Raw genomic sequence first — 10,158 nt, 5'->3', positions numbered from 1 at the left:
GGCCGCGGCCTCGCTCCTCAACACCGTGGTCGCGTCCGCGGAGCCGGCGACGGTGTGTGTCGTCTCTGACGGTCAGGCCGAACCGTCCCGTTCCCAGAGGTAGAACTGCTGGGCCATCGCGTCCTTGGGGCTGCGCCAGGTCTCCGGGTCGTACGCGCTCACATAGGCGGTGAGCCTGTCGCTGATGTCCCGGAAGGCCGGGTGGCCCGCCACTTTGGCGATCGCGGGGCCGGGCGCCCGGTCCGCTTCCACCAGGTGCATATACACATCGCCGAACTGCCACAGGGTGCGCCGCGTGACCCCGACGAGGTGCGGCAGCTCGCCGCTGTCGGAATCCGCGAACACCTTGGCGATGTCCGGGGCAGAGCCCGGTGCCATCCGTGCCACGATCAGGGCTTGGTGGGTCAAGGGTGTTCCTTTCGTCGGCGCCAAGCCGCGCGGACCGCCCGGAAGGCGGTCCGCATGGCGACTGGCGACCAGGCGGTCAGTCGGTGGTGACGGAGGCGGTCGGACGCGTCCGGGCGGCACGCTCCTCGACCTTGTCCCGGATGAGCTGCATCTGGACGACCGAGTTGCGGTTGATGTTGTCGGTCATCCAGGCGTCGTCCACCGGGGCCTCGGGCTTCATCGCGAAGTCCTGCGCCCAGTGCATCCGCACTCCGTCAGGGGTCTGCGAATACACCCACTCGATGTTCATGTACTCGAAGGGGCCGGTCTCGACCCGGCGGGCCCGGACCTTCAGCGCGCTGCGGTCGGCGACCCGCTCGGAGACCCAGCTCCAGACCGTGCCGTTCTCGTCCGGGTGCATGGTCAGCCGGAAGGTCGTCTTGTCGCCTTCCCGCTCCAGGACATCGACGGACGCGTACTCGCTGAAGAGCTGCGGCCAGTTCTCGATGTCGTTGGTCATGTCCCAGACGAGGTCCAGGGGCGCGGCGATGATGATCTCGTTCTCGGTGTGCCCCGACATGTCAGGCTCCCGCCATCAGGCTGCTGTTGACGAGGTTGAGGAACTCCCTCGGCGTCTTGCAGCGCTCCGCGTCGGTGGGCAGCGCACGGCCGTGGCTGTTCTCCAGCTCGCCGACGATGCCGAGCAGACCGAGCGAGTCCAGCCCGATCTCGGAGAAGCCGATGTCGAGCCGGCGCTCCATGTCCTTGGCGTCGACGGTGACGCCGGCGGCCTTCTTCATCAGAGCCGTGAGCTCCTGGACGGTCAGTTCGCTGTTCACGAGGATTTCTCCTTCTCACGAGAGGGCGTCGGTCCCGTGCCGGAGCACGAGCGCCGCATTCGAGCCCATGAGGCCCCGGCTGAGGACCAGCGCCGTGCGCAGCTCGGCGGGCCGGGCACGGGAGGTCACCAGATCGAGGTCATGGCAGGTCTCGAACACGTTGGGGGTGGGCGGGACGAGGCCGTGCTCCATGGCGAGAACGGCGGCCGCCGTGTCCAGCACGGGCGCACCGCAGTAAGCACGGCCGATTCCGGTCTTGGGCGCCGTCACCGGCACGCGGGTGCCGTGGGGGCCCAGTGCGTCGGCGATCGCCAGCGCCTCCGCGCGATCCGCCTCCGGCACGCCGAGCGCGTCCGCGAACACCACGTCGATCTCCTCGGGGGCGCACCGCGCCGTCTGGAGCGCGGCGCGGATCGCCTGGGCCAGTCCCTCGCGGGACTGCTCCCAGCGCGACGCCCCGGTGAAGGTGGCGGCGTGACCGGCGATGACCGCGCGGGCCCGGGCGTCCCTGTCCCGGGCAGCCGTCGCTTCCTCCACCACGAGCATGGCGCCGCCCTCGGCGGGCACGAACCCGCTGGCGCCGATGGTGAAGGGACGGTATGCGCGCTCGGGGTCGTCGCTCGGGCTCAGCTCTTCGTAGCCGAGTTGGCAGACGACCGAATAGGGGGCCAGCGGAGCCTCCGCGGCGCCGACGACGACCGCGTCGGTGCCGCGCCGGACAGCTCCGGCGGCGTGTGCCAGCGCGTCGAGACCGCCGGCCTCGTCGCTGGCGACGACTCCACACGGGCCTTTGAAGCCGCCCCGGATGGAGATCTGTCCGGTGCTGGCGGCGTAGAACCACGCGATGGACTGGTAGGGACCCACGTAGCGGGAGCCCTGTCCCCAGAGCTTCTGGAGTTCGCGCTGGCCGAACTCACCGCCACCGGAACCTGCCGCGGTGACCACGCCCACCGCGAACGGGTCGTCGACGGTGTCCGCACGGCCGAGCCTGGCGTCCTCCCGGGCCATGTCGGCCGCGGCCATCGCGAAGTGGCTGAACCGGTCGGTCTGTACGAGGTACTTCTCCTCGATCAGATCCGCCGGTTCGAATCCGCGCACCTCGCCGGCGACCCGGAGCGGCAGGTGCTCGCACCCCTCACGGGTCACCTTGCCCAGGACACTCGTACCGGCCTCAGTGGCCTTCCAGAAGGTCTCGGTCGTCGTTCCATTGGGTGCGACGACGCCGATGCCGGTGATGACCGACTGCCGCCCGGGCTTGGAGCTCATCGTGTTCCCCCTTCGGGGCGGGTCAGCACCACCGCGGACTGGAAACCGCCGAACCCGCTGCCGACCGACAGCACGTTGCGCAGCTTGAGCGGGCGTGCGGTGCGCGGCACGTAGTCGAGGTCGCATTCGGGGTCGGGGGTCTCGTAGTTGGCCGTCGGCGGCACCACTTGGTTGACGAGGGCGAGTACGCACGCCACGACCTCGATGGCCCCGATGGCGCCCAGCGAGTGGCCCACCATGGACTTGATCGAGCTCATCGGCACGTCGTAGGCGTGCGCGCCCAGGGACCGTTTCACGGCGGCGGTCTCGTGCCGGTCGTTCTGCTGGGTGCCCGAGCCGTGCGCGTTGACGTAGTCGATCAGTGAGCCGTCGATACGCGCGTGGGTGAGCGCGTCGTCGATGGCGTGCGCCATCTCCAGGCCCTCCCGGGTGAGACCCGTCATGTGGTAGGCGTTGCCGTACGTGGCGTAACCGCTGATCTCGCAGTACACACGCGCGCCCCGGGCGCGGGCGTGCTCCAGCTCCTCGAGGACCAGCACGGCTCCGCCCTCGCCCATGACGAACCCGTCGCGGTGTGCGTCGAACGGACGCGACGCGTGCTCCGGGTCGTCGTTGTTCGGGGAGGTCGCCTTGATCGCGTCGAAGCACGCCATGGTGATGGGCGAGATCGGCGAGTCGGAGGCGCCGGCGATGGCGACGTCCATCCGGCCCTCCTCGATGGCGTGGAAGGCGTAGCCGATGGCGTCGAGGCCGGAGGTGCAGCCCGTGGAGACCGTCTGCACGGGGCCGTGGGCGCCGAACAGCTCGGCCACCTCGGAGGCGAGCGCGCTGGGCGAGAACGCCCGGTGCAGATGAGGGCCGGCCGCGTGGTGGTCGACATCCCACCGCCGGCCTCTCTCGCTCACCGCCACATAGTCGTGTTCGAGGCGCGTGGTGCCACCGACCGCGGTGCCCAGGGACACGCCCATGCGCCAGGGGTTCTCCTGCTCGGGCGCGAGACCCGCGTCCCGGACCGCCTCGCGAGCGGCGACCATGGCGAACTGGACGTAACGGTCGGCCCGTTGCGCGGTCGCCACGTCGATTCCGTGTGCCGCCGGGTCGAAGTCGCACTCGGCGGCGATGCGCGAGCGGAGCCCCTCCGGGTTGAAGAGCGTGATCCCCCGCGTCGCGGTACGGCCGTCTGCGAGGAGGTCCCAGAACGCCGGTACGCCGACGCCGCCCGGGGCAACGATGCCGACACCGGTGACCGCCACGCGCCTGGTCATGACAGTGCCTCGGTTCGCTGAGGCGTCCTGGCCTGTCCGGCTCCTTCCGATGCGTCGGTCTCCTCGGTGTCGACATGCCCGAGCGCGGGGCGCGGGGCGAGCGGGCCCAGATGGAACACGAGGCGGGCTTCCTCATCCCCCACGTTGCGGAACCGGTGCCGCATATATGGGGGGATGAGCAGGGCCTGGTCGGGCTGGATCGGGTGCGTCTCACCATCGAGGTCCACTTCCAGGGCACCGCATACGACGTACACGAATTCCTCCGAGTACGGGTGGTAGTGCTCACCGATGCGGTCGCCGGGCTGGACGATGGCCAGGCCCATGAAACCGCTCTTGGCGCCCACCGCCATGGGCGTGAGCATGGCGCGCAGATCACCTCCGCGCTTGGTGTTGGGCTGTGTCTCGCTGAGGTCCACGATGCGTGGGCGGTGCAGGGTCATGTTTGCTTCCTCCAGATGACGGGGGCCGACGGCGTTCGCGCGTTTGGCCCTGACACGGCCGGACGGGCCGGGTCAGGAGTCCGATGCGCGGCGGTCGGTGATCAGTTGCATGTCGGAGCGTTCGAGGAAGCGCAGGAGGTCCTGTTCGTCCGCCGACGCGCCGTCCACGCCGAGGGCGTCGATGTCGAGCAGACGTCCCAGGACGGCTGCCTTGCGTTCGCCCTTCAGGCCGAGCGCCGCGGTGGGATCGGCTTCGATGGGGCCCCGCATGTCGACCAGCCGGACGACGATGTCGTCGCGCTGGAAGACGGTGCTGCTGTGGATGGGGCTGCCGGGGTCTTCCGCGGCCACCTCGTCCTGACGGGCGAGCAGCTGGGCCAGGGGCAGACCGCACCCCTCCTTCGCGGGATAGAGCAGCGCGTGCCGCTGCACGTCCTCGGGCTCCGGGCCGCCGAACGAGACATGGTGTACGGAGGGCAGCGCGGCACGGGTGAAGAAGAGCCGTGCCGATCCGGGGTTGCTGAGGTCCCGGTCGTGCTCGAGGTAGGGGTTGATGGCCTCCTCGATCGCCGTGACCTCGGGCTGGCGTGCCACGTAGCGCAGGGCGATCATCAGGTCGCCCTCCACCTCGATGGCCCGGACCAGTCGGTTCCCGTGCATGTAGACGGAGGTGCGGCGCAGCCTGGTGTTCTCGTCGACGCGCGGGTTCGGCGCGGTGTAGCCGGACATGATCTCGCGGACGAGCGGCTCGGTGCCCGGCTTCACGGTGAAGGTGAGGGCATGGCGGACCACGCCGTCGCCCAGTCGTGGCGAGACCTGCAGGTGTCCCTTGGCCGACGCGGGCACGGGCCCGGCGACATTGCCGGTCTCCCGCAGAATGCTGAAGCGCATCGAGCGTGTGTCACGGACGCAGCTGTGCATGGGCTGGACCGTCTCCACGTGCTCTTCGCTGTTCACCCAGGCCAGGAACGGCAGGGCGCTCTCCCACTCGCTGGTGATGAGCCACTGCGAGGGGTTCTCGATGGACTGGCACAACTGGTCGCTGATGTGCCCGGGCACTGAGGCCACATGGTTGCGCAGGCGCTCGTATGCCTCCAGGAATTCCTTCTGGGCGCCTTCGTAGAGGTCCAGCAGCAGGACGACCCGAAGTCTGGAGCCGTCGAACGCGGACTGCGACACGCGTTCCGAGATTGTCATCGTCATCCAGCACACATCTCCTTCGAGACAGCAAGGACGCCACATCTCCTGATGTGACGTCAGGCCGCTTTGAATCCGGTCGGTGTCCCGCGGATTCCGAGGGTCGTCCCCCGAGAGCGAGGGCGACGATCAGCACGGAACCGATCATTGGTCGGTCCCGGGAGGCGCGCGAGTTGCGTGAACCACGTGGGTGACGGCTCAGGGGGAGCGGGTGACGCACCTGGCTGAACCACCCGGGGGACCCGGGGCGGCGAACCGGGTGAACCAGCCGGGTGAATGGGGCTGACGAACCAATCGCCCGAAGCCCCGTCAGGGCATGGAACCTTCATCCCCGAACGTGGGGGGACCCCAGCTGGAGGCACTGATGAACGAAGAAGTCGACCACCGCGTACCGGTCCTCATCGTGGGCGGCTCCCTGGTGGGGTTGTCCGCCTCGCTCTTCCTGGGCCGACTGGGCATCGAGCACATGGTGGTCGAGAAGCACTCGGCTACATCGATGCATCCGCGTGGGCGCGGCAACAACGTGCGCACGATGGAGTTGTTCCGGGTGGCCGGGGCGGAGGAGCGGATCCGGGAGGCCGCATCGGTCCTCGCGGACAACCACGGCATCCTGCAGACCCCGTCGCTCGCCGAGGAAGGCGAATGGCTGTTCAAAGAGATGGACCCGGGTGGCGGGCTGGCCCGGTTCAGCCCGAGCGGATGGTGTCTGTGCAGTCAGAACGACCTGGAGCCGGTCCTGCTGAGTTGCGCCCGTGAGCTCGGGGCCGACATCCGCTTCTCCACCGAGATGCTCTCCTTCGAGGAGGACGCCGACGGGGTCACCGCGGTCGTGAAGAACCGGGACACCGGCGAGCACACCACCGTGTACGCGGAGTACCTCATCGCCGCCGACGGGCCGCGCAGCCCGGTGCGGGAACGGCTGGGCATCGGCCAGTCGGGGCCCGGCGAGCTGTTCCACAACGTCAGCATCACCTTCAACTCCAAGCAGCTCGCGGATCTGGTGGGCGACCGGCGGTTCATCGCCTGCTATCTGACGACGCCGGAGGCGGACGGGGCGCTGCTGCCGGTGGACAACGTGGAGAAGTGGGTGTTCCACGCGCCCTGGCAGCCGGGGCGCGGCGAGACGCTCGAGGACTTCACGGACGATCGGTGCATCGATCAGATCCGCCAGGCCGTGGGCGCCCCCGACATCGAAGTCGAGATCACCGGCAAGGCACCGTGGCATGCCGCGGAGCGCGTCGCCGAGTCCTATGCGGCGGGGCGGGTCTTCCTGGCCGGGGACTCCGCCCACGAGATGTCGCCGACCGGGGCCTTCGGGTCGAACACGGGAATCCAGGACGCCCACAACCTGGCCTGGAAACTCGCCGCGGTACTGAACGGCTGGGCCGGACCCGGGCTGCTGCAGACGTATGAGACGGAGCGCCTTCCGGTCGCCCAGGTGACCAGCGCGCGTGCCTCGGCCCGCTCCGTGGAGCACAGCCACCCCGGCTATGCCCCCGCCCCCGGTGCGGGCGGCGGGCAGCAGGGCGGTGTGCTCAAGGTGGCCCTGGGCTACCGCTACCCCCGTGGCGCCGTCATCGGCGCCGACCCCGCGCAGCCCGTGGTGCCGGACACCATGCTGCTGACCGGCGAGCCGGGCAGCCGGGCCCCGCACATGTGGCTGCTCAGGGCCGGCGTCAACATGTCGACGCTCGACCTCTACGAGCGTTCCTGCGTTTTGCTCTGCGGCACCGGGAGCATGTGGCACACGGCGGCCAAGCGGGTCGCGGAGCGGCTGTCCGTACCCCTCGAGTCGTACCGGATCGGCAGCGGACCGGATGCCGATCTCGTTCCCGAGAAAGGCGGCGACTGGGCCGCGCTGCACGGTACGACGAGCCACGGCGCGGTGCTCGTGCGCCCGGACGGATATGTGGCCTGGCGTTCGGATGCCGCCGTCGCCGACCCCGAGGCGACCCTCTTCGAGGTCATGGCGTCCCTCCTCGACCTGGCCTGAGCCCGGCCTTCCACAGCAGCGGCCACGCCGCCTCCCGGTGATGTCGGCACGGGAGGCGGCGGGCGGCTTCAACGGCTTCTGTCCCGAGTCCGTACGTGCCGGACTCGGGACAGAAGCGTGTCTAGACGGTGCAGTCCGTCCCGTTCAGCGTGAACGCGGTGGGTGCGGTGTTGGCGCCCGTCAGCGATCCGTTGAATCCGAACGTCACCGTGGAGCCCACCGGTATGGACGCGTTGTACGACGCGTTCGTCGCGGTGACCGCCGTGCCGGACTGGCTGACGGTGGCGTTCCAGGCCTGCGTGACGCTCTGTCCCGACGGCCAGCTCCACGCGAGCTGCCATCCGTTCACCGCGCTCGTCCCGGTGTTCTTGATGGTCACCTGGGCGGTGAAGCCGGTGCTCCACGCGTTCTGCACGGTGTACGTGACCGCGCAGCTGCCCGACGGAGCCGGTGTGGTGTCATCCGTCCAGCCGAGGGCCTCCGCGATGCCGTAGTAGGCGGGCTTGGGCTGGTAGTTCTCGTCGTACGGGGTGGCGGCGCCGTATCCGGAGAAGACGTCGGGGATCCAGGAGTCGGAGTCGGTGAAGCCCCAGACGGTGATGCCCTTGCAGCGCGAGACAGCGACGCAGGCGCTGGTGACCGCGTTGTACTCGGACTTCTGCTGGGCCAGCTGGGCGTCGGTGGCCGGGGTCGTCATCCGGATGTCGAGCTCGGTGATCGCGACGTCGACGCCGAGGTCGGCGAAGCGCTGGATGTTGGCCTGGAGGGTGGACGGGACCTGGCCGAGGATCAGGTGCGCCTGCAGCCCGACGCCGTCGATCGGTACGCCCTGTTCCTTGAGCGACTTCACGAGGTTGTACATCGCGGTGCTCTTCGCGTTGACGCCCTCGACGTTGTAGTCGTTGATGTACAGCTTGGCGTCGGGGTCGGCGGCGCGGGCCGCGGTCAGCGCTTCGGCGATGTAGGAGTCGCCGATCGTGGTCTGGAAGACCGACTGGCGGCGGGTGCCGTCCTCGTTGAACGGCTCGTTGACCACGTCCCAGTGGTCGATGCGGCCCTTGTACCGGCCCACCTCGGTGGCGATGTGGTCGGTCATGACCGTGCGCAGGCTGTCCGCCGTCCAGGTGCCGTTGCTGACCCAGCTCGGCAGCTGGCTGTGCCAGACCAGCGTGTGCCCGCGGACCTTCTGGTCGTTGGCCTCCGCGAAGTTCACGACATTGTCCGCGCCGGACCAGCTGTAGCTGCCCTGGGTCGGCTCGACCGAGCCCCACTTCATCTCGTTGCCGGGCGTGATCGAGTCGAACTGTTCGGCGGCGATGCTGCCGTAGGTGCCGTTGAGCTTGGACGCGGTGACGGCGGTTCCGAAGTAGATGCCCTTGGCGGCGGCGAGGTCCCGTAGTACGGGGGCCTCGGCCGCGTGACCGGAGGGAGCCCCTCCGATCAACAACAGGGCTACGGCCGAAACCCCGACCGCGGCTCTGCGCAAGCTCTGCAGCTTCATCGATGTCCCTCTCACTGATGGCTTCACGTGACTTCCGGAGACGTCTGATTTCCGGAAGGATTCTGCAAAGTTTCGAGAGTGCGTCCGGAACGCTAGAGGTGTATGAGTCAACCGTCAACGGAGGAGGAGGAATTGGCTGCAGGGGATGCTGTTGGCAGAGTGACGCAGGGGGCCGGGCGCAGGGTCACGATCGCCGAGATCGCCCGTCGGGCCGGGGTCTCGGTGCCGACCGTGTCCCGGGTCGTCAACGGGCGGTCCGACGTCTCGCCGCAGACCCGGGCGCGGGTCGAGGCACTGCTGCGCCGCCACCGCTACCGCAGGCGGGTGCAAGGGCCCGGCGACCGCGCGGCGCTGCTCGACCTGGTCGTCGGCGATCTCGGCAGCCCCTGGGCCGTCGAGATCATCCGGGGCGTCGAGGAGGTGGCGCACGCTGCGGGGATGGGCACGGTGGTCTCGGCCGTCCGCGGCCGCTCCGATGCACACCGGTGGATGACGAACCTGCGGGCGCGCGCGTCCGACGGGGTCATGACGTCGGTACTGGAGCCGGTCCTCCACGACGAACTGCGCACGCTCGGCGTACCCCTCGTGGTGATCGACCCCGCGGGCTCGCCGGCCCTTGAAGCGCCCACCGTGGGGGCCACGAACTGGGCGGGCGCCATGGCCGCGACGGACCATCTGCTGCGGCTCGGGCACCGCAGGATCGGCATGATCGCGGGTCCGCTCCGGCACCCTGGGTCGCTGGCCCGGCTCGGCGGCTACCGAGCGGCGCTGGAGGGGGCCGGGATCCTCGTGGACGCCACGCTGATCGCCCGGGGCGACTTCCGCCACGCGTCCGGTTTCACCGGGTGCAACACGCTGCTGGACCTGCGCGAGCCGCCGACCGCGGTGTTCGCCGCCAGCGACCCGATGGCGCTGGGCGCCGTCGAGGCGCTGCGCAGACGCGGGCTCAGGGTGCCCGAGGACGTCAGCGTGGTGGGTTTCGACGACCTTCCGGAAGTCCGCTGGTGCGCACCGCCGCTCACCACGGTCCGGCAGCCCCTCGCGGACATGGGCAGGCTGGCCGTACGCACGCTGCAACGCCTCGCGCGCGCGGAGGAACTGGACTCACTGCGCGTGGAACTCGCCACCGAACTGATCGTACGGGCGAGCACGGCGCCACCTGCCAAGCCCGCCTGACGCGCCTGCGGGGCGTCGTCGGCTGGTGCGCCTGCGGCCGGTGGGTGGGTCGGCTGCCGGTGGCGGGTTCCGCCGTCGCTACCGTTGTGGGCAG

General features: G+C 69.7%; 10 protein-coding genes. 2 read left to right on the top strand and 8 right to left on the bottom strand.

All coding sequences use genetic code 11. The features are described 5' to 3' along the window. Positions 1–72: 72 nt before the first annotated feature. From ACWD4J_RS33035 to ACWD4J_RS33005, 7 genes are all read right to left on the bottom strand, one after another. Positions 73–408: a TcmI family type II polyketide cyclase gene (locus ACWD4J_RS33035; protein WP_451399156.1), complete on the bottom strand. Its 336-nt coding sequence runs from the start codon at positions 406–408 to the stop codon at positions 73–75. Between the two features lie 76 nt (positions 409–484). Next, positions 485–967 (bottom strand): SRPBCC family protein, encoded by a 483-nt coding sequence (locus ACWD4J_RS33030; protein ID WP_451399155.1) that lies wholly within the window; start codon positions 965–967, stop codon positions 485–487. Between the two features lies 1 nt (position 968). Further along, on the bottom strand, positions 969–1,187 hold the full coding sequence (locus tag ACWD4J_RS33025) for an acyl carrier protein (protein WP_451399162.1): 219 nt from the start codon (positions 1,185–1,187) through the stop codon (positions 969–971). A gap of 54 nt (positions 1,188–1,241) precedes the next feature. Then, entirely contained in the window at positions 1,242–2,492 is a 1,251-nt protein-coding gene (locus ACWD4J_RS33020) for a ketosynthase chain-length factor (RefSeq protein WP_451399154.1), read from the bottom strand. Next, positions 2,489–3,757 carry a beta-ketoacyl-[acyl-carrier-protein] synthase family protein gene (locus ACWD4J_RS33015; RefSeq protein WP_451399153.1) on the bottom strand — a complete coding sequence of 423 codons (1,269 nt, stop codon included), beginning with the start codon at positions 3,755–3,757 and terminating at the stop codon, positions 2,489–2,491. The genes ACWD4J_RS33020 and ACWD4J_RS33015 overlap by 4 nt, the downstream gene beginning before the upstream one ends. Further along, a complete protein-coding gene (locus ACWD4J_RS33010; RefSeq protein ID WP_451399152.1) occupies positions 3,754–4,197 on the bottom strand; it encodes a cupin domain-containing protein in 444 nt (147 codons plus the stop codon). The genes ACWD4J_RS33015 and ACWD4J_RS33010 overlap by 4 nt, the downstream gene beginning before the upstream one ends. Before the next feature lie 72 nt (positions 4,198–4,269). Continuing rightward, positions 4,270–5,400, bottom strand: coding sequence for a SchA/CurD-like domain-containing protein (locus tag ACWD4J_RS33005; RefSeq protein ID WP_451399151.1), 1,131 nt, complete (start codon positions 5,398–5,400; stop codon positions 4,270–4,272). 358 nt (positions 5,401–5,758) lie between these two features. Between ACWD4J_RS33005 and ACWD4J_RS33000 the strand changes: the two genes are divergently transcribed. Then, positions 5,759–7,387, top strand: coding sequence for an FAD-dependent oxidoreductase (locus ACWD4J_RS33000; protein ID WP_451399150.1), 1,629 nt, complete (start codon positions 5,759–5,761; stop codon positions 7,385–7,387). A 121-nt stretch (positions 7,388–7,508) separates the two neighbouring features. Here ACWD4J_RS33000 and ACWD4J_RS32995 read toward each other — a convergent pair whose 3' ends face one another. Continuing rightward, positions 7,509–8,888 (bottom strand): endo-1,4-beta-xylanase, encoded by a 1,380-nt coding sequence (locus tag ACWD4J_RS32995; protein WP_451399149.1) that lies wholly within the window; start codon positions 8,886–8,888, stop codon positions 7,509–7,511. A 102-nt stretch (positions 8,889–8,990) separates the two neighbouring features. Between ACWD4J_RS32995 and ACWD4J_RS32990 the strand changes: the two genes are divergently transcribed. After that, a complete protein-coding gene (locus ACWD4J_RS32990) occupies positions 8,991–10,064 on the top strand; it encodes a LacI family DNA-binding transcriptional regulator (RefSeq protein ID WP_451399148.1) in 1,074 nt (357 codons plus the stop codon). The last annotated feature ends 94 nt before the right edge of the window (positions 10,065–10,158 follow it).

Source organism: Streptomyces sp. NPDC002577 (assembly GCF_053594815.1).
Note: the sequence above shows the minus strand (reverse complement) of the source record. Positions and strands in the feature narration are given on the sequence as shown.

Excerpts from the sequence above, each read along its gene's own strand:
- ACWD4J_RS32995 (WP_451399149.1), bottom strand. The coding sequence starts at position 8,888 with ATGAAGCTGCAGAGCTTGCGCAGAGCCGCGGTCGGGGTTTCGGCCGTA.
- ACWD4J_RS32990 (WP_451399148.1), top strand. The coding sequence starts at position 8,991 with ATGAGTCAACCGTCAACGGAGGAGGAGGAATTGGCTGCAGGGGATGCT.
- ACWD4J_RS33000 (WP_451399150.1), top strand. The coding sequence starts at position 5,759 with ATGAACGAAGAAGTCGACCACCGCGTACCGGTCCTCATCGTGGGCGGC.
- ACWD4J_RS33010 (WP_451399152.1), bottom strand. The coding sequence starts at position 4,197 with ATGACCCTGCACCGCCCACGCATCGTGGACCTCAGCGAGACACAGCCC.
- ACWD4J_RS33015 (WP_451399153.1), bottom strand. The coding sequence starts at position 3,757 with ATGACCAGGCGCGTGGCGGTCACCGGTGTCGGCATCGTTGCCCCGGGC.
- ACWD4J_RS33025 (WP_451399162.1), bottom strand. The coding sequence starts at position 1,187 with ATGAAGAAGGCCGCCGGCGTCACCGTCGACGCCAAGGACATGGAGCGC.
- ACWD4J_RS33030 (WP_451399155.1), bottom strand. The coding sequence starts at position 967 with ATGTCGGGGCACACCGAGAACGAGATCATCATCGCCGCGCCCCTGGAC.
- ACWD4J_RS33005 (WP_451399151.1), bottom strand. The coding sequence starts at position 5,400 with ATGACGATGACAATCTCGGAACGCGTGTCGCAGTCCGCGTTCGACGGC.
- ACWD4J_RS33020 (WP_451399154.1), bottom strand. The coding sequence starts at position 2,492 with ATGAGCTCCAAGCCCGGGCGGCAGTCGGTCATCACCGGCATCGGCGTC.